Here is a 23,163-nt window from a genome sequence, read left to right as displayed (position 1 = left end):
CCCGTGACCGCCGGGTCAGCTGCGGATGATGCGTTCGCAACCGATCAGGCGGGGGCCGGTTCCTGTGCCCTTGACGTAGACCGTGTCGTAGGCGCCCCCACAGTCCACGTAGTCCGCGTAGCGACCGCGGTAGACGACGACCACGTCCTGTCCGGGTCCGCCGATCGCACGGTCGGTCCCAGTGCCGGTGGAGAGGGAGTTGTAGCCGTATCCGCCGTAGAGCTTGTCGTTGCCGGCACCTCCGTAGAGGCGGTCGTCGCCCTTGCCCCCGTGGAGGGTGTCGTTGCCGTCGTCGCCCCACAGCTCGTCGTGATAGCCGTAGCCGTACACGGTGTCGTTGCCGCCGTAACCGTGGATCCTGTCCAGCCCGGAGGTGCCGTAGAGGACCTCGCTCGCGAAGGTGTTCCTGGAGGCGTTCGCAGCCCCGGTCGTGCCGAGGGTGAAGGTGCCGACGGCCAGCACGGTCACGGCTGCTGCGAGGGTCCGGTTCATGGTGGGTCCTTGGGTCCGAGGGGATGGCGCCGAGTTCGTGGCTGCTGGAGAGATGTTTCCCCGCGGGACAGGACGCAAACAGGCTGACCTGTGGTGTGCATCATGTGGACCAGGTACGGCGGGGCCGCTTCTCGGGCCGTTCTGTACTGCGTAGTTTGATCGCCGATAAGTGACATTATGTCAGCATGTGACCTTTGGAGGGCCCTCTCCCGGGTCGCGAAGCACTACGTCCGCAGCGCGAAGGCGCTCACGATCGCTGCGGTGAGATCCGCTCCCTGGCGATCGAAGAAGAACCCGACGTGCCGACCGAGCGACCGCTTGCCGATCGTGATGATGTTGTCGCAGCTCACGACACTGATTTCCTCGAGACCGTTGTCAGGCCCGACGCCCACTTCGGTGCTCAGCCCTTTTGCGGTCGACGTGATGGGCGCAACCGTGACCCGGCGCATCGCTCCACGGACCGCCGGCGCGCCTTGTCGAGGTGGGCGATGTGGATGTCACGCATCAGTCGCCAACAGCGACGTGGCTGACCAGTTCGTCAAAGTCGTCGTAGTCCCCCAACGACTCCAGGAGCTGCGCATCACGCTCAGCACTCAGTTGCTGCTGATAGAGGCGCAGCGCCCGGGCCACTATGGGATTCACTTGCTCAGGAGACGTAGTCGCTGTACTCCCTGGTCCCCCGGAACGGCATCAGGTGCTGGGCGACGAACCCGTTCGGGACGGTCTCTGGCTTCAGCACGCCGTACTCCTCGGGCCAGCTGCCGTCGCGCGGAAGCTTGAACGAACCCATCAGCATGTCCACGACAGGCAGGTGGATCGCGTAGTTGCGGTCCCAGTAGTCGACGTGACGCGCGTGGTGCCAGTGGTGGTACCGCGGCAGCGTGACGACGTACTCGAGCCAGCCGAACCTGATGCCGATGTTGGCGTGCGCGATCACGGCCTGGAGGCCCACGAGGACGGCGTACGCGTTGACGGCCTCTTGGGAAAACCCCAGCAGGAGCAGCGGGAGCAGCACTGTGGAGCGGGTCAGGATGGTCTCGATGAGGTGCACCCGCGAGCCGGCCAGCCAGTCGAGCTCCGGGCTGGAGTGGTGGACCGCGTGGAACCGCCACAGCACCATGATCCGGTGGTAAGCGCGGTGCAGGCCGGCCTGCGCGACGTCGGCCGCGAACACGGCCAGGAAGAACTGGGCAACGAACGGCAGACCACCCACCCAGGCCTGGATACCGCCGATCTTCACGGACTCCACGACGACACTGGTGGAGGCGGTGACCGTGATCAGGATGAACTGGACGAGCACGTGGGACATGAAGAAGTACGCCGCGTCGGTCCTCCAGCCACCACGCAGCACCGCGAGCGGGCGTCGTGCGAAGTGGTGCTCGAGAGGGATGAACACCAGTGCGGAGAAGAACAGCGACAGGACGAACCAGTCGAGGCCCAGCGAGTACGGCGTCTTGCCGATGGTCTCGAACTGGACGTCCGATCCCCCGGCCAGGACCGCGATCGTGGCAGAGCCGACGCCGATGAAGGCCAGGCGCTTGTGCTGGTCGCGGAGGATCGCGAACGTGCCGGCGATGAACGCGAAGGACAGGGCGATGAGCAGCAGGCGTCGTGCGAAGCCTTCGCTGTAGACGGCGCGGAACTCCTGGCTGGTCAGCAGCTCCGGGAAGTGGAAGCACAGGACGGCGACGAGGCTGCCGAGCCCGAGGACCATCGATGCGGCCGGCGCCAACAACGGGTGCCGGTACAACGGGATGTGACGGTACTTCTCCGGGGTGGGGTTCTCCCCCACGGCTTCGCCTGCGCTCATGTGCTCAGTATCGGCTCGATGCCAGGTTCGCAAACGAGCATCGGTGCTCAGTCTGATTCGGAGCTACGGTGGACGCATGAGTGCTCCTGACAGCCTCGCCAGCGTCCGTTACCTCGTGGACGACGTCGACGCGTCGATCACGTTCTACACCGAGCACCTCGGGTTCACGCTCACCATGACCGCAGCCCCGGCGTTCGCCGACGTACGGCGCGGCGCTCTGCGGCTGCTGCTCTCCGGCGCGGCCAGCTCGGGCGCCCGGGCAACTCCCCCGGAGCTCGCGTCGTCCGCAGGACGAAACCGGATCCACCTCGTCGTCGACGACCTCGAGGCCGAGGTCACCCGGCTCGGCGAGGCCGGACTGTCCTTCGTGAGTGACCTGGTCTCCGGCCCCGGTGGCAGCCAGATCCTGCTGGCCGACCCCTCCGGCAACCTGGTCGAACTGTTCCAGCCCGCCCGGCGTCCGGCCTGAGGTCAGGAACGTTCTGACACGCGGCCGTTCTCGACATGCAGCTCGCGAGTCGTCGAGACGGCGGACAGCATCCGGCGGTCATGGGTGACCAGGAGCAACGTGCCCGGATAGCTCTCCAGGGCGGCCTCCACCTGCTCGATCGCCGGCAGGTCCAGGTGGTTGGTCGGCTCGTCGAGCACCAGGAGGTTCACGCCCCTCGCCTGCAGCAGCGCGAGCGCCGCACGGGTCCGCTCCCCCGGCGACAACGTGGAGGCTGACCGCACGACGTGATCCGTCTTGAACCCGAACTTCGCCAACAGCGTGCGCACCGGTTCGGGCGCCAGGTCGGGCACGTGCCGCTGGAACGCGTCGACCAGTGGCTCCTCACCCTCGAACAGGCGGCGCGCCTGGTCGACCTCGCCGACCACGACACCGGGCCCGAGGTGCGACTCGCCCTCGTCAAGCGCCAACCGGCCGAGCAACGCGGCCAGCAGGGTCGACTTGCCGGCACCGTTGGCGCCGGTGATGGCGACCTTCTCGGCCCAGCCGATCTCCAGGGTCACCGGTCCGAACGTGAAGTCGCCCCGTCGTACGACGGCCTCTCGCAGGGCCGCGGTGACGGCTCCTGAGCGGGGCGCGGCAGCGATCTCCATCCGCAGTTCCCACTCCTTGCGGGGCTCCTCGACCTCCTCGAGTCGCTCGAGCGCCTTCTCGGACTGCCGGACCTTCGAGGCCTGCTTCTCGCTGGAGTTGACGCGGTACTTGCGCACCGACTTGTCGGGCTCGTTGTTGATGTTGCGCCGGGCGTTGCGGACTCCCTGTGCCGCCCAGTTGCGCTGCATGGTGGCGCGCGCCTGGAGACCGGACACCGTGTCGGCGTACTCGTCGTAGGCCTCGCGGGCGTGGCGGCGCGCGATCTCGCGCTCCTGGAGCCAGGCGTCGTAGCCGCCGCCGTAGATGTTGATGGCTCGTTGGTGGAGGTCGAGCTCGACGATCCGGTTGACGGTGCGGGCGAGGAACTCGCGGTCGTGGCTGACGATGACCGCCGCCTCACCGAGGTCGGCCACGAACCGCTCGAGGCGGTCGAGGCCGTCGAGGTCCAGGTCGTTGGTCGGCTCGTCGAGAAGGAACACGTCGTAGCGCGACAGCAGCAGGCTCGCGAGCCCGGCACGCGCCGCCTGGCCTCCGGACAGTGAGGTCATCAGCTGGTCGAGATCGACGGCCAGGCCGACGTCGGCCGCGATGGCGTCCGCGCGCTCGTCCAGGTCGGGTGCCCCGAGGGCGAGCCAGCGTTCGAGGGCGTCGGCGTACTCGTCGTCGGCCCCCGGCTCCCCCGCCTCCAGTCGCGCCGTGGCGGCGTCGAACGCCGCCTGTGCATCCGCGACGCCGGTACGACGGGCGAGGAAGCCGCGGACCGTCTCGCCCTCGCGGCGCTCGGTCTCCTGCGGCAGGTACCCGATGATCGCCGAGGCCGGTGTGACGGTGACGGTGCCGTCCTCGGGTGGGATCTCGCCCGCCAGGGTGCGCAGCAGCGTCGACTTGCCCGCGCCGTTCGGGCCGACCAGGCCGATCACGTCGCGCGGTCCGATGACCAGGTCCAGCCCCGAGAAGAGCGCCGTGGCGCCGTGTCCAGCAGCCAGTCCTGCAGCCTTGATCGTCGCGCTCACCCGGTGAGGTTAGCCGGACCGTGCAGCGCCGCGCAGTCGGCGGCCCGTCCCTGCATCGTGTGCCGTTCGACCTCGTTGCTCGTCTTCGCCGCCGCACGCAGGAAGTGCTCGCGGGCGGTGCCGTGGTCGCCCGACCGGCACAGCAGGTCGCCGGCCACCGCATCGAGCAGGTGGTACTCCCCCATTCCGGGTACGTCGAACAGCGGCATCACGATCGCGAGGCCGGCCTCCGGCCCGAACGCCTGGGCGGTGGCCACCCCACGGTTGAGCTCGACCACCGGCGACGGAGTGAGGTGCGCGAGGCCGTCGTACAGGGCCGTCATCAGCTCCCAGTCGGTGTCCTCCACCGTGCGCGCCCGGGCATGGCAGGCCGCAATGGCCGCCTGGAGCGCGAACGGACCGACGGTGCCGCCGAGCCGCTCGATCCGGTCGAGGTTCGCCAGTCCCCGCTGGACCAGGAGCCGGTCCCAGCGGGTGCGGTCCTGGGCGGCAAGCAACACCGCCTCGCCGTCGGGGCCGGTCCGCGCCCGGAGCCGCGACGCCTGGATCTCGATCAGCGCCAGCAGCCCGAGGGTCTCGGTGTCGCGTGGCGTCAGGGCTGCGAGCATCCGCCCGAGCCGCAGCGCCTCCGCGCACAGGTCGCCGCGGAACCACTGGCTCCCGCTGGTTGCCGAGTAGCCCTCGTTGAACATCAGGTAGATGACTTCGCGGACCCCGTCCATCCGCGCGACCCGTTCCCCCGGCGGCGGCAGGTCGAACCGCACCTTCGCCGCCGCCAGGGTCTTCTTGGCCCGCACGATCCGTTGCGCCACCGTCGTGGTCGGCGTCAGGAACGCCCGTGCCACGTCATCGGTGCTCAGCCCGCAGACCAGCTTGAGCGTCAGCGCCGACCGCGCATCCGGGGAGAGCAACGGGTGGCAGGACATGAAGATCAGTCCGAGCAGGTCCTCGGCCAGGTCACCGTCCACGATCGCGGCCACGTCGTGCTCGACCGACTGCGGCTCGCTGTGGGCCACCAGCTGGTACTTCCCCCGCTGCGTGTCCCGCCGCCGGATCAGGTCGACCGCAAGGAACTTCGCCGTGGTGTTGAGCCAGGCCGCCGGGTTGTCCGGCATCCCGCTCCCCCGCCACTTCTCAAGGGCGGCCACGAAGGTGTCCTGCGCGATCTCCTCAGCGGTGTCGAGGTCGCCGACCAGCCGCATCAGCCGGGCGATCACACGGGGTGACTCGACCCGCCACAGCGCGGCGATCCGCTGGTCGAGGTCATCGCTCATGAGCCGGGCGGGACCAGGTCTTCGTATTCCATCACCTTGCGTACGTCGACCCGGTGGGAGCCGACCAGCAGCGCGAACTTCCGCGCATGCTCCACGGCCTCGGCCAGTGAGTCGACCTCGAGGATGGCGAAGCCGGCGATCAGTTCCTTCGCCTCGGCGAACGGGCCGTCGATCACCCGGACGTTGCCGTCGGTGACCTCGACCCGCGCGCCCTTGGCGCTGGACTGGACGCCCTCGCCGGAGAGCAGCACCCCCGACATGGCGGCTTCCTGCATGTACTCGCCGATGGCGGCCTGCTGCTCGGGCGACGGCAGGACGCCGTCCTCCATGTCCTGGGTCTGGTAGTGCATGACCATGTAGCGCACGATCGTCTCCTCGGCTCGTCAGTGACCGGTTCGGCTCAGTTGTCGGCGCCGGCGTAGACCAGGTGCAGGACACCGGAGTCGAAAGTAGTCGACGAGAGGAGCTTGAGCGGGACGGTCGCGCCGTCCTCGAACAACTTCTTGCCCTTGCCGACGACGATCGGGTGGACCAGCAGGTGCAGCTCGTCGACGAGGCCCTGCTCCACCAGCCAGCGGACCAGGGTCGCGCTGCCCGTGGTGCCCAGGTCGGTGCTCTTCTTGAGCTCGCGGAGCTGCCCCGCGACGTCGCCGGTGATCACGCTGGAGTTCTCCCACTCCGCATCGGTCAGCGTGCTGGAGACGACGTACTTCCTCGCGCCGTTCATCACGCCGGTCATCGGGTCGCTCGCGTCGGCCGCGGGCCAGTAGGCCGCGAACTCGTCGTACGTCTGGCGGCCGAGCAGGGTGGCGTCGTTGCCGCTCATGAGCCCGCCGACGGCGGCGCCCATCTGGTCGTCGAAGTAGGGGAAGTGCCAGGTCTCGGGCGACTCGATGACGCCGTCGAGGGAGATGAAGAGGCCGGACTTGATGGATCCCATGGTGTGCTCCTTGTTCGATGGGCTGGCGCCCGCGGGGGTTGCTTTCACCCCGTGTGCCGAACGGGCGTCACCCGAATCGACACCATCGACCAAGAAGTTTCAGAAATCTTTTGAAACGGTCGTCACAGGTCTGCCACGCGGGGCAGGGCCTTCTCCACGAGCGCGGTGGCCCACCCCTCCGGGTCAGCAGCCGGCGCCATCATCGCGGCGAGGGTGACGCCGAGGGCGGCGTACTCCTCCATGTCGCGGACGAAGGTGTCGGGATCGGCCACGGGGTCGCCGAAGTAGAGGATCGTCTTGCGGATCGCGTCGTAGTCGCGGTCCAGGTCGTCGCAGTGCCGGCGCAGCACGTCGAGCTTCCTCGCGACGCCGGGGACCCCCTCTCCCGTGAACAGGTTGCAGGCGTCGGCGTACTGGGCCACCATCCGCAGGGTCTTGCGCTCACCCTGGCCACCGATCATCAACGGCACCCGGCCACGGACCGGCTTCGGCAGGCAGATCGTCTCGGCCAGCTGGTAGTGGACGCCCGCGAACGGACCGTCGTTGTCGCTCCACATCTGCTCGGCGATCCGGATCGTCTCCTCGAGTCTCTCGAAGCGCTCCGCGAGCGGCGGGAAGGGTACGCCGAGGCCGTCGTGCTCCCGGTCGTACCAGGCAGCGCCGATGCCGAGCTGCGCCCGACCGCGCGACAGCACGTCCAGGCTCGACACCACCTTCGCGAGCAGCCCGGGGTGACGGTAGGTCACTCCCGTCACCAGGAGGCTGAGATGCACCCGCTCGGTGACGCCTGCGAGATAGCCGAGCGTCGTGTAGCCCTCGAGCATCGGCTCGAACGGCCCACCGAAGTCGACCATCTGGAAGTAGTGGTCCATCACGGTGAACAACGAGATCCCGCCCTCGTCGGCGATCCTCGCCGTGGCGGTCAGGTGGTCGACCAGCGTGGTCTCCCAAGCAGGTGTCGTGAAGGTCGCGTAGTGGATGCCCAGGTCCATGCCGTCAACCTACGCCGACTTGTCTCAGGTCGTCTGCGTACGATTCCGCCCATGCGTTCCCGCCTGCTCGCCGGTGTGCCGGCCCTGCTCCTGCTCGCCAGCCTCACCGCCTGCGGTGACGACGACACCAAGGCGTCCGATGACGGTCCGGCGTCCGACCCCACCAGCGACGCCACGGACGGCTCCAGCCCCGCCGCATCGGGCTCCTGCGACTTCGTCGAGACGGGCGGTGCTGCCCGCGAGGTGACGTTGCCGAATGCGAACCCCTCGCGCTCGGGTCAGGTCCCGGCGGTCCTGGAGACGAGCATCGGTGAGCTGAAGCTGACCCTCGATGCCGACAAGGCGCCCTGCACGGTGGAGTCCTTCGCGTCGCTCGCCGAGCAGGGCTACTACGACAACACGTCCTGCCACCGCCAGGGCAATGACCCCGGTTTCGAGTTCCTGCAGTGCGGCGACCCGAACTTCGACCCGAAGGCGGCCACGCCCGGCCAGGAGGTCGGCTCGGGTGGCCCCGGCTACACCATCCCTGACGAGATCGACGGCTCCGAGACCTACCCCGCCGGGACCCTGGCGATGGCGAACACCGGTGCCCCGAACTCGGGCGGCGGCCAGTTCTTCATCGTCTTCGGAGACTCCGGCTTCACGCCGGACTACACCGTCTGGGGCAAGCTCGACGAGGCGTCGCTCCAGACCCTGGTCAAGGCAACCGCCGGTGGCAACGACGCCTACTGGGCCTCGATCGGAAGCAGCGGTGGCCGGCCGAACACCCCGGTCACCTTCAAGAGCATCAAGGTCGGCTGAGCTCGACCGACTTCTCCCACAGGGCGGCGGCGAGGACGTCGTCGCCGGCCTTGGGTGACATCCGCGCAGGCGCGGGCCAGCCCCAGAGCTCGGTCAGCCCGTGCGGACCGATGTACGTGCCGCCGGGGACGTCCATCGTCGCGGCGTAGACCGAACACAGCGCCCCGCGCCACGCGGGCATGCCGACCAGGCGCTGGCCGTAGTGGCCGATCGCGGTGACGACCGGGTTGCCGGAGCCGCTCGTGATGGACGTGGCTGATGCTCCCGGATGCGCACCCACGGAACGCAGCGGCGAGCCCTCGGCCTGGAGCCGACGGTCCAGTTCCCTCATGAACAGCAGGTCGGCGAGCTTCGACGCACCGTAGGCCGCGAACGGGCGGTAGGGGCGCCGCTCCCAGGCGAGGTCGTCGAGGTCGATCTCCCCCGACCGGTGCTCGCGTGAGCTGATCACCACGACGCGGTCGGTCAGCAGCGGAAGCATCCCCTGGGTCAGCGCGAAGTGGCCGAGGTAGTTGGTCGCGAAGTGCATCTCGACCCCCTCCGCCGACAGCGCGTACGGGACGCCGAGCACCCCGGCGTTGTTGATGAGTACGTCGACCGGTCGGCCCTCGTCCGTCAGGCCGGCCACGAACGCCCGGACCGACGCGAGATCGCTCACGTCGACCTGGCGCACCTGCACGCGGCCCTTGTCGTGCCCGGGAACGCTCCGCGCGGCGGCTTCGCCCTTCTCGACGCTGCGGCACGCCATCACGATCTCCGCACCGCGGGATCCGAGGATCCGGGCGGTCTCCAGGCCGAGGCCTCCGTTGGAGCCGGTGATCACGAATCGGCGCCCCGACTGGGGCGGAACCTGGGTCCACGGACGCATGGCCGAAGGTTGCCACATCGACATGGGATGCCTCACTACGCTGGCCCGATGAGCACCGATTCCGGGTCGATCAGCCTCACGCGCACCGAAGCAGAGCACCGCGCGAGCGTGCTCGTCGTGACGTCGTACGACGTCGAACTGGACCTGACGGTCGGCGACGAGGTGTTCGCGTCCCGCACCGTCATCCGCTTCACCAGCACGACGGCCGACACCTTCCTCGACGTGAAGCCGAGGGCGTTGCACGCCATCACCCTCGACGGCGCCGCGATCGACGTCACGACCCTGGATCGCGGCCGGGTCGCGCTGACGCTTGCATCCGGTGAACACGAACTGGTCGTGCAGGCGACGATGCCCTTCCGCAACGACGGCGAGGGCCTGCACCGCTCCGTCGACCCGGCCGACGGACTCGCCTACGTCTACGGCATGTCCTTCATGGACGCGGCCCCGTCGATCTTCGCGTGCTTCGACCAGCCCGACCTGAAGGCGCCGTACACGATGCGGGTGACCGCTCCGGCCGACTGGATGGTCGTCGGCAACGCCCCGGCCCGGGAGGTCGGCAGCGACGCCCGGACCCGTCGCTGGGAGCTCGGGCCTACTCCCCCGCTGGCGACGTACTTCGTCACGCTGGTCGCCGGGCCGTACCACCGCCTCGCCGACGAACACGATGGCATCCCGCTCGGGCTGAGCTCGCGCCAGAGCCTGGCCACCATCCTCGACCGCGAGGCTGACGAGCTGTTCACCCTGACCAGGCAGTCGTTCGACGAGTTCCACCGGTTGTTCGGCGTGCGCTACCCGTTCGGCGACTACCACCAGGCGTTCGTGCCGGAGTTCAACGCCGGGGCGATGGAGAATCCCGGATGCGTCACCATCCGCGACCCCCTGTTGTTCGAGGGCACCAGCACCCGCGCCGATCGCAGCTTCCGTGCCGCGCTGATCGCACACGAGATGGCGCACCAGTGGTTCGGCAACATCGTCACGCCGCGCTGGTGGGACGACCTGTGGCTCAACGAGTCGTTCGCCGAGTACATGGGTTACCGCGTCATCGCCGATGTCACCCAGTACGACGACGGGTGGCTGCACCAGTCCTACGCCCGCCGCGTGTGGGGCATCACCGCCGACTCCCGTCCGACGACGCACCCCGTGGCGGGCAATGCCGCCGAGGACGCACTCGCGGCCCTGCAGAACTTCGACGGCATCTCGTACGCCCGCGGCTCGAACGTGCTGCGCCAGCTCGCCACACGTCTCGGCGACGACGCCTTCTTCGGCGGGGTGCGCGAGCACTTCGCACTGCACCGGTTCGGCAACGCCACGATGCACGACCTGTTCGCCAGCTGGTCGAAGGCGGCAGGCGGAGCCGACCTCGACGGCTTCGTGCGCGACTGGCTGCTGACGCCCGGCCCGGATGAGCTGGCGGTCGATCGCGCCGCAGGGGTCGTGCTGCGCACCTCGCCCGCCGAGCACCCCGCCGAACGCCGGCACCTGCTCGACGTCGCGGTGCACGGCGAGGCAGGCTGGCGCATCGAACCATTCGTCATCGACGGCCCGGCGACTCCGCTGGCCGTGGGCCAGGCGCCCGTCCTGCTCGACGCGAGCGAGAGCACCTGGGCCGTCTGCCCTCCGGACGCCGTCACGATGGCGGCGCTGCCGGCGCTCGCGCCGCACATGGACGACCCACAGCTGCGGGCGACGATGTGGAACAGCGTGCGGCTGGGGTTGTTCAACGCATCCGTCTCTCCGTCCGCCGTGGCCGACCTGCTGGCTGCCGCCCCGCCCGTCGAGGACACCGCGGACGGGATCCGCAGCCTGGTCCAGTGGACTCTCGACACGGCCCTGCCGTTGGCACCGGAACGCTCCACCGCACGCTTCCACGCGGCGGTTCGCGACGCGGCTGACCGCGCCGAGGCCGGTTCCGAGCTGCAGCTGTCCGCCTTCCGGGCAACGGTGCTGTCGGCGGCCGACCCGTCCGAGCTCCAGCGCTGGGCCGCCGGGGAGGACCTGCCGCCCGGGATCGCGGCCGACCTGGACCTGCGCTGGAAGGCGCGTCGCCGGCTCGCCGAGCTCGGCGCCACGGACTGGAGTGCCCTCGACGCGGCGCTGGCTGCCGAGCCCGGGGGCACCGCCACGGTGCACCACACGCGCGCCGTCGCCTCGCTCCCGCTGCTCGAGGCCAAGGAGTTCGCCTGGGCGCGGGCGACCGGCGAGGTCTCCGTGGCCAACTACGAGATCGAGGCCGCCGGCAAGGGGCTCTGGCGCCCCGACCAGCTGGCCCTGACCGAACCGTTCGCCGTCGCGTACTTCACCCGGCTCGACGAACTCATCGCCGCGCACCAGGGCTGGGTCCAGGGAGTCGTGATCGAGGCGTTCTTCCCCATCACCCACCGCGACGATGCGACTGTCGCCGCGACGCGCGCAGCTCTCGAACAGGACCTGCCGGGCGCCGTACGACGGCGGTTGGCGGACCGCCTGGACGAGCTCGAGCGCCGCCGGGCCGCGGTTGTCGCCTGAGCGCGGCGTGCCCAGCGGGGTTCTGTCGCCCCCCGCTGTTTGACTGTCCTCATGCTCACGATCGTCGCTCTGCTCATCGGTCTCCTGCTCGGCGCAGGAGCCAGCTGGCTCGTCCTGCGCGCCCAGCAGGAGTCCGCGATCGCCGCGCTCGCCCGGTCCCACGACGGCGAGGTCCGTGACCTGCGGCACGAGGTCCAGCTGGCCCACTCACGCAACGACGTGATCGTCGCGGAGATCCGGGAGCAGGACGCCGCCGCCCGCGCAGCGGTCGAGAGCGACCTGGCCGGTGCCCTCGCGACCGTCGATGCCCTGCGCGCCGCCCTCGAGGCTGCCCGTGAGCAGCACCAGGCGACGCTCGCCCAGCAGCGCCTGACCGAGCAGGAGCGGGAGAAGGCCGAGGGCGGCCACACCCAGGTGCTCAAGACCCTGACGCCCGTTGCGGACCAGTTGCGCACGATGCAGCGCCGCGTGGAGGAGCTCGAGCAGCAGCGCTCCCACCAGCACGGCGAGCTCGCCGAGCAGCTGCGCAGCACCCAGGTCACGGTCGCCGAGTCGAAGAAGGCCGCGGACACGCTGGCCTCGGCCCTCACCAACAACGCCGTGCGCGGTGTGTGGGGCGAGACCCAGCTGCGCACCCTCGTGGAGTCCGCCGGCCTGCTGCCGCGCGTCGACTTCGACACCCAGCACTCCATCGAGGCCGACTCCGGCGCCCGGCGCCCCGACATGGTGATCAACCTGCCGGGCGGCAAGCAGATGGCGATCGACGCCAAGGTGCCCTACAACGCGTTCATCGACGCGCACGGCCCGCAGGTCAACGCCGGTGAGCGCCAGCGGTTGCTCGTCGACCACGCCCGCAAGGTGCGCGGCCACGTCGACGCACTCTCGGCGAAGAGCTACTGGACCGGCCTGACGGCGAGCCCCGAGTTCACGGTGGCGTTCATCCCCAACGAGCAGCTGCTGTCGGTGGCGCTCGACACGGACCCGTCCCTGCTGGAGTACTCCTTCGGCAAGGGCGTCCTGCTCGCCACGCCGACCAACCTCTGGGCGATCCTCAAGACCGTGGCCTTCACCTGGCGCCAGGACGTCCTCACCGACGACGCCAAGCAGCTCTTCGACCTCGGCCGCGAGCTGTACCGCCGGATCAGCACCCTGGCCGAGCATGCCGACAAGCTGCGTCGTTCACTCGAGTCCACGGTGAAGAGCTACAACACCTTCGCGAACTCCCTGGAGTCGCGCGTGCTCGTGACCGCGCGCAAGCTCGACCAGATGGACGAGTCGGCTGTTCTCGGCGCTGCCCGGCAGATCGACATCGCGCCGCGAGCACTGACCAGCGGCGAGTTCGCCGTCATCGCCGATCTCGAGCGCCCCGAGCTGACCTTCGACTTCGACGTGGCCGACGCCGAGATCGTCGACGACGAGCACCGCGCCGGCTGACGCCGAAGCTTTACCATCCGCGGGGCCTGCTGCTCCGAAGCACGTGTGACAGATCACTCCCATCGGAGGTCCACATGCGTGTCCACAAGCCCACCCCGTCCTTCTACGTCGCCACGGCCGCCCTGGCGCTCTCCCTCGGCGGCACCTCCTGGGCCGTCGCCCAGGCCGGCCCCGACAACCCGGGCGAGCAGGGCCAGCCGGGTCACGAACGCTGGCTGCTCATCGACGCCAACGGCCAGATCGAGGCGCAGTCCGGCGGGTTCACCGTCGCCGCCGGCTACCCGACCCTGCCGAACACGGCAGCCACCGGTGACAACTCGCTGCGCGCTGCCGGCAACGTCTACATCAGTGCGGGCGAGAACCTGTCCGACAACGGCATCGTGACGACCATCGCCCTGCAGAACCAGGTCGACCAGAACGCTGACGGCATCACCAACGGTCGTGCGCCCGGCGCCAACGCCAACCCCGAATTCGGTGGCGAGATCTCCGCAACCGTCTGTGGCCTGGCCGGGGTCGTTGCCTGCGCACCGGCCGGCACCAACAACACGAGCCACTTCGTGGTGAGCCCGCGCAACAGCGACGGGACGGTGACCCAGCCCGGCGCACGCAAGCGGTTCTACGTCGTCGTCACCAGCGACTGACGCCCGGTCACCTCACGCGCCCGGCGACCCGTGGTGGCTCTCCGCGTCGAAGGCGGAGAAGTCCACGGTGCGCCGGGTGTTGGCCAGGGAGCTGACCGTCGCCGTACCGATCGACCCACGTCGGTCGAACACCTCGGCCGTGCCGGCACCGATGCCGTCGACAGCGACGTGGTCGGTGCTGCGCAGCCCGAGGACGACACCGTCGGGCACCCGGGACAGCACGACGCTGATGTCGGTGTTGATGAACTGCACGCCCCCGCTCCCCCAGTTCGTCACCATGCTGGTGGCGTCGGCGATCGAGGCGACGGCCTGGAACGGCGTGCACTCCTCGCCGAGCACGATCGGCACGGCGGTCTGCCAGGTCTGGTGCCGTCCGCCGTTCTGGTGGGCGCTGAAGTCGTCCGACCACGGCGTCGCGCTCGCGAAGAACGGGGTGTCGGGCTGGCCGGTCTCCGGCATCAGCTCGACCGGCGGAGCGACGGGACGATCCGCGGCCGCCCACACGTCTCCGTCCGGATTCGCGGTCGGTCGCAGGAACGTCGCGCTGCCCCGGGCCACGACCTCACCCTCCTGGAGGACGACGGCGTCGACCAGCATCAGGCGGCTCGCTTCGCGGACCACCGTTGCCGAGGTCGTCGTGGCGACCATCCCGGCCGGCCGGAACAGGTCGACGTGGTAGCGCGCGGGCACCAAGTCATCGCGTCCGGCGGCGACGACCGCCGCCTCCAGCGCGCGAGCGAGCAGGCCGCTGATGGCCACGCCGTGCATCTGCCCGGCCTTCCAGAGGCTCTGGGCGAGGGGCAGGGGCAGGTACGTCTCCCCGTCGCGCTGGAACCAGGCAAACTGCAACGTGTTCTCGTTCACCCGCCCATCATGGCGTACGACGATGGTCAGCCTGCGCCCTGGCACTGCTTCCCGTAGGCGAGCACGATCGTGTTCTTGAGCTTCAACGCCTCGACCGGGTCGGTCCCGATCAGGTCGGCGAGCTTCGCCGTGGCCGTGGTGTCGCCACCCAGGCCTGCGTCGATGATCGGCGGGATCTGTTCATAGATGGCGATCGCCGCCTGGACGTCGGCACCGTCCAGGGTGCTGAGCGCCGCCACCTGCTCGTCGAGGTCGGCCAGGTTGCCGAGCGAGTCGGTCCAGCTGCTCGTCGGGAGGTTGGCGAACTGCGCGACGATCTGGCCGTTGACGGAGAACCCGGCCGCCTGCTCGGTGGTCGCACAGTCAGCCGCGTCCGGCCCGCCGGGCTCGCCGTCTTCGGACGACGTCGTCCCCGGCTTCGGATCGGCGTCACCCGGGTCGTCGTCACTGCCGCATCCGGCAAGACCGACCAGGAGTGCCACGACCGCGCCGACCTTGACCAATGTGTGCATGGCCCGAGGCTAGGGCAGACCCCACCTCGTCGGGTCGATCACGGCGCCGGATGGCCACCGGGAATCGTGACCCGCGGGTCGTAGGGCACCCGGGTGTAGACGAACGTCGCGCACTCGAGATGGTCGACCGTGCCGTCGGTACGGCGGCGCACCTCGAGGCGCTCGCCCTGGTGGTAGCCGTCGATGCCGATCAGCTCGCCGTCGATGACCGCGAAGTGGTCGCTGACCTCGGCGGTCCGCAGGTCCCGGACCAGCAACGTGTCGTGTGCCCACTCCACGCCGAAGGCGGTGTTCCCCCAGAACCAGGTGCCGAGCATCGGAACCACCGGCCCGGGAACCTCCGACGTCGGCCGCCACCGGCCGGGGCTCGGACAGGCGGCGCCGTCGAGCAGGATCGCCGGAACGTGCTCGGGGCGCAGTCCGGTGGTCGCGTTCGTGAGAGCCACGACAGCGTCGCGCGACGCACGGTCCACGAACAGCGACGCCTGGAAGCCGGGCATCGATCCGGTGTGCCCGACGAGCGTCCGGCCCCCTGGGTGCAGGATGCGCAGACCCAGCCCGTACGCCTCGGCCGGCGACACCGGCTCGGCCATCTCGGCGAGCGTCGACGACGACAGCACGTCGGCGTGGCCCACGGCGAGGAAGTCGGCCCAGCGCAGCAGGTCCGCCACCGTGCTCCACGCCTGTCCAGCCGGGGCCATCGCACCGGTGTCGGTGTGCGGCTCGGCGGTGAGCGTGTGGGCGAAGTGGTCGACGCTGCGGCCCGGCGCGTGCTTCGCCGGCGGGTGGTACGACGTCTCCACCATGCCGAGCGGCGCCAGCAACCGGGTCTCCACCGTGGTCCACCAGTCGGTGCCGCGCAGTCGCGCGACCGCTTCGCCGAGCAGGCCGAACCCGAGGTTCGAGTAGTGGAAGTACTCCCCCGCCGCGGCGACGCGACCCGACCCGTCATTGGCCGCAATCAACGCATCCGCGTCACCACCCCTCGACCGCTCCCACCACGGACCGACAGGCTCGCTCTGCATCCCGCTGGTGTGCGACAGCAGCTCGCGGACCGTGGCGTCGGCATATCCCGTCTCGGGCACGACCGTTCCGATCGGGTCGTCCAGCGCCAACAACCCCTCGTCCCGCAGCTGCAGGACAAGCACGGCCGTCATGGTCTTCGTGATCGACCCGATCCGGTACGACGACCCACTCTCCACGCCGTCGGCGACCGAGATGCAGCCGCTCCAGACCGGCTCCCCGGCACGCGCGACCGCTGCCGACACCGAGGGCAGCCGACCGGCACCCTGCAACGCGGCCAGCGCGTCGTCGTACCCCATGGTCAGTCGGTGTAGGCGTCCATCGGCGGGCACGCGCACACCAGGTTGCGGTCGCCGTAGGCCTGGTCGATGCGGGCCACCGGCGGCCAGTACTTGTCCGAGGTGATGCCGGCCGGGAAGACGGCGACCTCGCGGGAGTAGGAGCGGTCCCACTCGCCGACCAGCGCGCGAGCGGTGTGCGGCGCGTTGTGCAGGGGCGACGCGTCGACGTCCCACTCCCCTGCGACGACGCGGTCGATCTCGCCCTTGATCGCTATCATCGCGTCGCAGAAGCGGTCGATCTCGGCGAGGTCCTCGGACTCGGTGGGCTCGACCATCAGCGTGCCCGCGACGGGGAACGACATCGTCGGTGCGTGGAAGCCGTAGTCGATGAGGCGCTTGGCGACGTCGTCGACCGAGACGCCCGTGTCCAGGCTGATCTTGCGCAGGTCGAGGATGCACTCGTGCGCGACGAGTCCGGTCTCACCGCGGTAGAGCACCGGGAAGTGCTCGCCGAGGCGGGCGGCGATGTAGTTGGCCGACAGGACGGCGACGGCGGTCGCGCGGGTCAGGCCCTCGGCACCCATCATCCGGACGTAGGCCCACGAGATCGGCAGGATGCCCGCCGAACCGAAGGGAGCGGCGCTGATCGCACCGGTGCCCTCGCGACGGCTGCCGTCCGGGTGCAGCGGGTGCGTCGGCAGGTACGGCGCCAGGTGCGATCGCACCGCGACCGGGCCCACGCCGGGGCCGCCACCACCGTGCGGGATGCAGAACGTCTTGTGCAGGTTGAGGTGCGAGACGTCGCCGCCGAACTTGCCCGGCTGGCCGTAGCCGAGCAGCGCGTTGAAGTTGGCGCCGTCGATGTAGACCTGGCCGCCGTGCTCGTGCACCAGGTCGCAGAGCTCGGTGATGGTCTCCTCGTAGACGCCGTGCGTCGACGGGTAGGTCACCATGATCGCGGCCAGCGTCTCGGAGTGCTGCTCGCACTTCGCGCGCAGGTCGTCGAGGTCAACGGTTCCGTCGTCGTGGGACTTCACGACGACGACCTTCATGCCGACCATCACGGCGGACGCGGGGTTGGTGCCGTGCGCCGAGGACGGGATCAGGCAGACGTCGCGCTGGCCCTGGCCGTTGGCGCGGTGGTAGTTGCGGATCGCGAGCATCCCGGCGAACTCGCCCTGGGCGCCGGCGTTCGGCTGGATCGAGACCCGGTCGTAGCCGGTGACCTCGGCGAGCCAGCCCTCGAGCTCCTCGATCATCGCGACGTAGCCGCCGGCGTCCTCGACGGGCACGAACGGGTGCAGGTTGGCGAAGCCGGCCAGCGAGATCGGCTCCATCTCGGTCGTGGCGTTGAGCTTCATGGTGCAGGACCCGAGCGGAATCATGCCGCGGTCGAGCGCGTAGTCGCGGTTGCTGAGCCGGTGCAGGTAGCGCAGCATCGACGTCTCGTTGTGGTGCGTGTTGAACACCGGGTGCGTCAGGTAGTCGGTGGTCCGGTGCTGCGCCGCGGGAAGTCCCTCGAGCGGTTCGACCGCCTGTGGCGTCACGCCGAAGGCGGCGTGCAGCGCCCGCAGGGTCGCGGCACTCGCGGTCTCCCCGAACGCGATGCCGACCGTGTCCTCGTCGACGAGGCGCAGGTGGAGGCCCTCGGCCCGCGCAGCCTTGACGATCGTGGCGGCCTGGCCGGGCGTACGCACCTGGAGGGTGTCGAAGAACGTTTCGTTGACCAGCGTGAAGCCCGCACCCTGGAGCGAGGCAGCGGCACGGCCGGCCAGCTCGTGGACCTCGGTCGCGATCGCCTTGAGGCCCTCGGGGCCGTGGTAGACGGCGTACATCGCGGCCGTCACCGCGAGCAGGACCTGCGCCGTACAGATGTTCGACGTCGCCTTGTCGCGGCGGATGTGCTGCTCGCGGGTCTGCAGCGCGAGGCGGTACGCCTGCCGTCCCTCGGCGTCGACCGAGACGCCCACCAGACGACCCGGGAGCTGGCGCTCCAGGCCTTCACGGACGCTGATGAACCCGGCGTGCGGGCCGCCGTAGAACAGCGGGACACCGAAGCGCTGCGCCGATCCGACCACGACATCGGCGCCGAGCGTGCCCGGCGCCTCCAGCAGGGTCAGGGCGAGCAGGTCGGCGGCGACGACGGCCAGGCCGCCCCGCTCGTGGACCGCGTCGATGACGGGCTTGATGTCGGCGATCCGCCCGGACGCGCCGGGGTACTGCACGAGCACACCGGACACCTCGCCCTCCGGCAGGCCGTCGGTGAGGTCGGCGACGAGGATCTCGATGCCGATGCCCTCGGCACGGGTGCGCACCACGTCGATGGTCTGCGGCAACGCGTCGGCGTCGATCACGAAGGGACCCGCGGCCTTCCGGTTCGCACGGAACGCCAGCGCAACGGCCTCGGCGGCCGCCGTACCTTCGTCCAGGAGGGAGGACCCGGACGTGGTCAGGCCGGTCAGGTCCGACACCATCGTCTGGAAGTTGATGAGGGCCTCGAGCCGGCCCTGGGAGATCTCCGGCTGGTATGGCGTGTAGGCGGTGTACCAGCTCGGGTCCTCCAGCACGTTGCGCCGGATCACCGCGGGGGTCACCGTCGCGTGGTACCCCAGGCCGATCATGGGTTCGCCGGGGACGTTGCTCGCTGCGAGGGCCCGGAGCTCGGCCGCCGCGGTCTCCTCGTCGACGGCGTCCGGCAGTGCCAGGGCGTCGGTGGAGCGGATCGACTTCGGCACGGCCGCGTCCATCAGCTCATCGATCGAGGCGAAGCCGAGTCGCTCGAGCATGGTGTGGACCTGCGGTGCGTCCGGTCCGATGTGGCGGTTGACGAAAGGGGTGCTCATGAGCAGGCGGGTCCTTGGGGATCGACAAAGAGAGATCGAATCCCTCCCCCTCTGTCACTGCACCGGTGCAGCTCCACAGTTGCCTGCTCTGCACGGTCCGGGCGCCTGAGAGGTTCCGGGGAGGAATTGCCCCTTCGGCGCAGGCCTACGTCTTTCGGGCGGCCTGACTCTCCCGTGCAGCATCAACAGCAAGAGCCACCCTACAGCGCAGGGTGGCTCTTGTTGGAAAGCTGTCCTAACTGACGATGCGCGCGGCGCGTCGCGCGGCGAGCTCGTCGCCCTCGCTCGCCTCGCCGGCCTCGGCATCGGCGTGCTCGCTCGGGAGCTGGGCGAGGGTGCCCTCGATCTCGCGCCAGACGCCGCCGATGGCGATGCCGAACACGCCCTGGCCACCCTGGAGCAGGTCGATGACCTCGTCGTTGCTGGTGCACTCGTAGACCGAGGCGCCGTCGCTCATCAAGGTGACCTGGGTCAGGTCGTCGGTGCCGCGCTCGCGCAGGTGGCTCACCGCGGTGCGGATCTGCTGCAGCGAGATACCGGCGTCGAGCAGGCGCTTGATGATCTTGAGGATCAGGATGTCGCGGAAGCTGTAGAGCCGCTGCGAGCCGGAACCCTTGGCGCCGCGAACGCTGGGCTCGATCAGCCCGGTGCGCGCCCAGTAGTCCAGCTGGCGGTAGGTGATGCCGGCGGCGTTGCACGCCGTCGGACCGCGGTACCCGAGGTCGCTCGGCACCGGAGAAACGTCGTCGGAGAAGAGCAGTCCTTGCTCCTCGGCTGCGGCGGCCGCCTCAGCTTCACGCTGTGCGGACTGCTGTGCCGTCTCCGGCTGCTGCTCGTTCACTGGTCCTCCACGGGATCCAACATTCATGCGTGTCATTCGACACTTCAAGGTACGGCGGCAGTCCGGGTCGGTCAAAGACGTCACTGGGCGTGTCGTGGAAAACCCTCAGCCTCAAGGTGAGGTTGAGGCTGAGACTTCGAAATCAACCCTCGTTGGGGCCGAGATCCTCGGCCTCGAAGTCGTCGGCGGAGACATGGTCGAGGAACTCGCGGAACCGTTCGACCTCGTCCTCCTCCTCCGCCGGCGCCGCGATGCCGGCTTCGGCGAGCACGGCGTCCTCGCAGTAGATCGTGGTGCCGGTGCGCAGGGCGAGGGCGATCGAGTCGGACGGACGCGCGCTGACCTCCACTCCGGAGGCGAAGACCAGCGTCGCGAAGAAGACGCCGTCCTTCACGTCGGTGATCCGCACCTGGTCCAGGTCGGAGCCCGTGGCCGTGATGATGTCGCGCATCAGGTCATGGGTCAGCGGCCGCGGAGGGGTCACCCCTTGCTGGGCGAAGGCGATCGCGGTCGCCTCGACAGCGCCGATCCAGATCGGCAGGTACCGCTCACCGCTGGACTCCCGGAGCAGGACGATGGGCTGGTTGGACGGCATCTCCACCCGGACTCCCAGGACCTCCACCTCGCGCATGACCCCAGCCTACTCAGGGTTCCCACGAAGTGGTGCAGGTACTAGATGCGGCGCAGTCCGGCCTTGACCAGAGTCGCGTGCAACCGCACCGACAGGGCGGCGAGTTCGCTGATCGCTTCCTCCGCACGGGCGTTGGCCCCGGCGTCACGTCCGCCGCGCACGGGCGCGACGACCTGCTGGATGAGCCCGACCTCGCGGTCGGCGGCGGTGCGGAAGGCACGCAGGTGGCGAGGCTCGATGCCGAAGTCGGCGAGCTCGCGAGCGGTCTGGGCGATCACGAGTGCGTCGGTGTCGTAGTGCCCGGTGGCGGACGGGGTGATCAGCGCGAAGTCCTCGAGCTGTCCGAGCAGCTGCTCGTCGATCTCTGCCACCTTGATGAGCTCCTTGCGCGAGAGTCGCAGCTTGTCGGTACGACGGAACGACTCGGGCGCGGGCAGGCCGTCGACCCCGATGGCCACCTTCGGCACCGTGGGCACGACCGGGTCGGGTGCGGGCGGCTCGAGGCCACGGTCCATGGCGTCGAGGTGCTCGCGGATCACGCGGCGGGGCAGGTAGTGGTCACGCTGCATCCGCAGGATGTAGCGCAACCGCTCCACGTCGGCATGGGAGAACTTGCGGTAGCCCGAGGCGGTGCGATCGGGCTTGATCAGCCCGTCGTCCTCGAGGCCCCGCAGCTTGGAGATGCTGATCAGCCCGCCGAAGTCGGGCTCAAGCATCTCCAGGACCTGCCCGATGTTGAGCAGGGGCTCCCGCTCGCCACGGGCGAAGGCCACGGCCATGCTCAGTGGCTCTCGTGTCCGGAGAAGAAGACCAGGCGGTACTTCCCGACCTGGACCTCGTCGCTGTCGGTGAGCTGCGTCTTCTCGATCCGGTCGCGGTTGACGTAGGTGCCGTTGAGACTTCCCGCGTCCTCGACCGTGAAGGTGCCACCGTCACGGCGGAACACCGCGTGACGACGGGAGACGGTGACGTCGTCGAGGAAGATCCCGCTCTCGGGGTGGCGCCCGGCGGTCACCTCGTCGGCATCCAGCAGGAACCGGCTCCCCGAGCCCGGGCCCTTCTGGACGACCAGCAGCGCGTGTCCGATCGGCAAGGCGTCGACCGCAGCCGCGTCCACGGGGCTGAGCGCGCGGTCAGAGGTCTCCACACGATCACCGGCGGAGGCGCCGGCACCGAACTGGATGGTGGCGGTCGCGTCGCTGACGGCGGGCGTCGACGCGTCCTGCTCGACCAGGCGGGTTCCGCACTGGGAGCAGAACCGCGCATCATCGGGGTTCTGCCGACCACAGGCGGTGCAGAACGGCATCAGAAGGCTCCTTGAAGGGTCCGGGTTGGTCGTTGACGAACGTACCCGATCAGGTGTCGAGCTGTGCCTCATATGCGGCCGCGTCGAGCAATCCGTCGACGTCGCCCTTGTCTGCGGGGACGACCTCGAACAGCCAGCCGGCGCCGTACGGATCGTTGTTGACCAGCTCGGGGGTGGCGTCCAGCGCCTCGTTGACGGCAACGATCTCGCCGGTGACCGGGGCGTAGACGTCGCTGACCGACTTGGTCGACTCGAGCTCGCCGCACGGGGTGCCCGCACTCACGGCGGCACCGAGCTCGGGGAGCGAGACGTAGACGATGTCGCCGAGAGCTTCCTGCGCGAAGTCGGTGATGCCGACCCGGACCGATCCGGCGACCTCCCCGGGCTCACGCAGCCACTCGTGCTCGACGGTGTACTTCAGCTCGGCGGGGTTCGTCATGGCCAGAAGATTACTGCCCCTGGTCAGGGGCGGCGTACCGAGGCCGGTCGCGTCGCGCGACAGCTTCGATGTCGATCGCCTTCAGCTCCCGTGCTTCGATCCGTGCGCCGTCCTCCTCGATCTGCTTCTTCGGCCCCAGCGCGAAGGTCAGCGCACCGCGGAGCACACCCGGCTCGCCGATGGCGTCGATGACGTACGGCGCCTCGACCTGCTCGCCGTCGATCGTGAAGCCGCCGTCGGACTCGGCGATGAAGGTCTGGGCCACGACCCGCACGGTGCCGTTGATCGCGATGGCCTCGGCACCGACCGTGCGCAGCTCCTGGATCGTGTCGAGAAGGGAGGACTGGGTCAGCCGGCCGTCGACCTCGGTGATCGTGACCCGGATGCCGGGGCCGGTCACGGGCACGAGCCCGGCCAGGATGTTCAGGTTGTCGACCGACTTCCGGGCCTGTTCGAGGGCGGCCTGCCGCTTGGTCGAGTCGTCGCGCAGGTCGGCGGCGACGTCCTCGAGCCGGTCGACCTCGGCCTCGGCGCGCTGGCGCGTGCCGGCC

General features: G+C 69.6%; 25 protein-coding genes and 1 riboswitch. Of the genes, 5 read left to right on the top strand and 20 right to left on the bottom strand.

Annotation, left to right across the window (positions count from 1 at the left end; genetic code table 11):
- Nucleotides 1-15: 15 nt before the first annotated feature.
- The 4 genes from ACOADB_RS12810 to ACOADB_RS12795 form a co-directional block, all read right to left on the bottom strand.
- Nucleotides 16-492: a calcium-binding protein gene (locus ACOADB_RS12810; protein ID WP_378599003.1), complete on the bottom strand. Its 477-nt coding sequence runs from the start codon at nt 490-492 to the stop codon at nt 16-18.
- 224 nt (nt 493-716) lie between these two features.
- A complete protein-coding gene (locus tag ACOADB_RS12805) occupies nt 717-941 on the bottom strand; it encodes a type II toxin-antitoxin system PemK/MazF family toxin (RefSeq protein WP_378599000.1) in 225 nt (74 codons plus the stop codon).
- 55 nt (nt 942-996) lie between these two features.
- Nucleotides 997-1,134: a hypothetical protein gene (locus ACOADB_RS12800; RefSeq protein ID WP_378598997.1), complete on the bottom strand. Its 138-nt coding sequence runs from the start codon at nt 1,132-1,134 to the stop codon at nt 997-999.
- Between the two features lie 4 nt (nt 1,135-1,138).
- Nucleotides 1,139-2,302 (bottom strand): sterol desaturase family protein, encoded by a 1,164-nt coding sequence (locus ACOADB_RS12795; protein WP_378598994.1) that lies wholly within the window; start codon nt 2,300-2,302, stop codon nt 1,139-1,141.
- 76 nt (nt 2,303-2,378) lie between these two features.
- On the opposite strand from ACOADB_RS12795, the gene ACOADB_RS12790 reads away from it, so the two are divergent.
- Complete coding sequence (locus ACOADB_RS12790; protein ID WP_378598991.1) at nt 2,379-2,771, top strand: VOC family protein; 393 nt, start codon at nt 2,379-2,381, stop codon at nt 2,769-2,771.
- A 2-nt stretch (nt 2,772-2,773) separates the two neighbouring features.
- Here the strand turns inward: ACOADB_RS12790 and ACOADB_RS12785 are convergent, their stop codons facing one another.
- The 5 genes from ACOADB_RS12785 to ACOADB_RS12765 all read right to left on the bottom strand — a co-directional run bounded on the left by ACOADB_RS12785 (nt 2,774) and on the right by ACOADB_RS12765 (nt 7,623).
- Nucleotides 2,774-4,417 (bottom strand): ABC-F family ATP-binding cassette domain-containing protein, encoded by a 1,644-nt coding sequence (locus tag ACOADB_RS12785; RefSeq protein ID WP_378598988.1) that lies wholly within the window; start codon nt 4,415-4,417, stop codon nt 2,774-2,776.
- Nucleotides 4,414-5,691: an RNA polymerase sigma factor gene (locus tag ACOADB_RS12780; protein ID WP_378598985.1), complete on the bottom strand. Its 1,278-nt coding sequence runs from the start codon at nt 5,689-5,691 to the stop codon at nt 4,414-4,416. Before ACOADB_RS12780 ends, ACOADB_RS12785 begins: the two co-directional genes overlap by 4 nt.
- The gene (locus ACOADB_RS12775) at nt 5,688-6,047 is read right to left on the bottom strand and encodes a YciI family protein (protein WP_378599135.1); all 360 of its coding nucleotides are present in this window, start codon (nt 6,045-6,047) and stop codon (nt 5,688-5,690) included. Before ACOADB_RS12775 ends, ACOADB_RS12780 begins: the two co-directional genes overlap by 4 nt.
- 44 nt (nt 6,048-6,091) lie before the next feature.
- Nucleotides 6,092-6,631: a dihydrofolate reductase family protein gene (locus ACOADB_RS12770; RefSeq protein WP_378598982.1), complete on the bottom strand. Its 540-nt coding sequence runs from the start codon at nt 6,629-6,631 to the stop codon at nt 6,092-6,094.
- A 122-nt stretch (nt 6,632-6,753) separates the two neighbouring features.
- Nucleotides 6,754-7,623, bottom strand: coding sequence for an LLM class F420-dependent oxidoreductase (locus ACOADB_RS12765; protein ID WP_378598979.1), 870 nt, complete (start codon nt 7,621-7,623; stop codon nt 6,754-6,756).
- A 51-nt stretch (nt 7,624-7,674) separates the two neighbouring features.
- Here ACOADB_RS12765 and ACOADB_RS12760 point away from each other — a divergent pair, with 51 nt between their 5' ends.
- Nucleotides 7,675-8,424, top strand: coding sequence for a peptidylprolyl isomerase (locus tag ACOADB_RS12760; protein WP_378598976.1), 750 nt, complete (start codon nt 7,675-7,677; stop codon nt 8,422-8,424).
- On the opposite strand, the gene ACOADB_RS12755 is transcribed toward ACOADB_RS12760, so the two are convergent.
- A complete protein-coding gene (locus tag ACOADB_RS12755; protein WP_378598973.1) occupies nt 8,411-9,292 on the bottom strand; it encodes an SDR family NAD(P)-dependent oxidoreductase in 882 nt (293 codons plus the stop codon). The two genes, ACOADB_RS12760 and ACOADB_RS12755, sit on opposite strands and share 14 nt — an antisense overlap.
- A 48-nt stretch (nt 9,293-9,340) precedes the next feature.
- Between ACOADB_RS12755 and pepN the strand changes: the two genes are divergently transcribed.
- The 3 genes from pepN (at nt 9,341) to ACOADB_RS12740 (ending at nt 13,872) form a co-directional block, all read left to right on the top strand.
- Nucleotides 9,341-11,797, top strand: a complete 2,457-nt coding sequence (gene pepN / locus ACOADB_RS12750) for an aminopeptidase N (protein WP_378598970.1) — start codon at nt 9,341-9,343, stop codon at nt 11,795-11,797.
- Nucleotides 11,798-11,848: 51 nt separating this feature from the next.
- Nucleotides 11,849-13,231 carry a DNA recombination protein RmuC gene (rmuC, locus tag ACOADB_RS12745; protein WP_378598967.1) on the top strand — a complete coding sequence of 461 codons (1,383 nt, stop codon included), beginning with the start codon at nt 11,849-11,851 and terminating at the stop codon, nt 13,229-13,231.
- Nucleotides 13,232-13,305: 74 nt separating this feature from the next.
- Complete coding sequence (locus ACOADB_RS12740) at nt 13,306-13,872, top strand: hypothetical protein (protein ID WP_378598964.1); 567 nt, start codon at nt 13,306-13,308, stop codon at nt 13,870-13,872.
- Nucleotides 13,873-13,884: 12 nt separating this feature from the next.
- Here the strand turns inward: ACOADB_RS12740 and ACOADB_RS12735 are convergent, their stop codons facing one another.
- From ACOADB_RS12735 to ACOADB_RS12690, 10 genes are all read right to left on the bottom strand, one after another.
- Entirely contained in the window at nt 13,885-14,736 is an 852-nt protein-coding gene (locus ACOADB_RS12735; RefSeq protein ID WP_378598961.1) for an acyl-CoA thioesterase domain-containing protein, read from the bottom strand.
- A gap of 26 nt (nt 14,737-14,762) precedes the next feature.
- Nucleotides 14,763-15,248 carry a hypothetical protein gene (locus ACOADB_RS12730; RefSeq protein ID WP_378598958.1) on the bottom strand — a complete coding sequence of 162 codons (486 nt, stop codon included), beginning with the start codon at nt 15,246-15,248 and terminating at the stop codon, nt 14,763-14,765.
- 38 nt (nt 15,249-15,286) lie between these two features.
- Nucleotides 15,287-16,570, bottom strand: coding sequence for a serine hydrolase domain-containing protein (locus tag ACOADB_RS12725; protein ID WP_378598955.1), 1,284 nt, complete (start codon nt 16,568-16,570; stop codon nt 15,287-15,289).
- Nucleotides 16,571-16,572: 2 nt separating this feature from the next.
- A complete protein-coding gene (gene gcvP / locus ACOADB_RS12720; RefSeq protein WP_378598952.1) occupies nt 16,573-19,395 on the bottom strand; it encodes an aminomethyl-transferring glycine dehydrogenase in 2,823 nt (940 codons plus the stop codon).
- A gap of 83 nt (nt 19,396-19,478) precedes the next feature.
- Nucleotides 19,479-19,580, bottom strand: a riboswitch (glycine riboswitch).
- 50 nt (nt 19,581-19,630) lie between these two features.
- On the bottom strand, nt 19,631-20,236 hold the full coding sequence (locus tag ACOADB_RS12715; protein ID WP_378598949.1) for a MerR family transcriptional regulator: 606 nt from the start codon (nt 20,234-20,236) through the stop codon (nt 19,631-19,633).
- Between the two features lie 142 nt (nt 20,237-20,378).
- A complete protein-coding gene (locus tag ACOADB_RS12710) occupies nt 20,379-20,867 on the bottom strand; it encodes a bifunctional nuclease family protein (RefSeq protein ID WP_378598946.1) in 489 nt (162 codons plus the stop codon).
- Nucleotides 20,868-20,908: 41 nt separating this feature from the next.
- On the bottom strand, nt 20,909-21,646 hold the full coding sequence (locus tag ACOADB_RS12705) for a MerR family transcriptional regulator (protein WP_378598943.1): 738 nt from the start codon (nt 21,644-21,646) through the stop codon (nt 20,909-20,911).
- A 2-nt stretch (nt 21,647-21,648) separates the two neighbouring features.
- Nucleotides 21,649-22,173, bottom strand: a complete 525-nt coding sequence (locus ACOADB_RS12700; protein ID WP_378598940.1) for an FHA domain-containing protein — start codon at nt 22,171-22,173, stop codon at nt 21,649-21,651.
- A 49-nt stretch (nt 22,174-22,222) separates the two neighbouring features.
- The gene (gene gcvH, locus ACOADB_RS12695) at nt 22,223-22,612 is read right to left on the bottom strand and encodes a glycine cleavage system protein GcvH (RefSeq protein ID WP_378598937.1); all 390 of its coding nucleotides are present in this window, start codon (nt 22,610-22,612) and stop codon (nt 22,223-22,225) included.
- Between the two features lie 10 nt (nt 22,613-22,622).
- On the bottom strand, nt 22,623-23,163 hold a 541-nt coding region (locus tag ACOADB_RS12690; RefSeq protein WP_378598934.1), incomplete at its 5' end, for a DUF881 domain-containing protein.

Source organism: Nocardioides sp. CPCC 206348, from assembly GCF_048654705.1.
Taxonomy (GTDB): domain Bacteria; phylum Actinomycetota; class Actinomycetes; order Propionibacteriales; family Nocardioidaceae; genus Nocardioides.
Note: the sequence above shows the minus strand (reverse complement) of the source record. Positions and strands in the feature narration are given on the sequence as shown.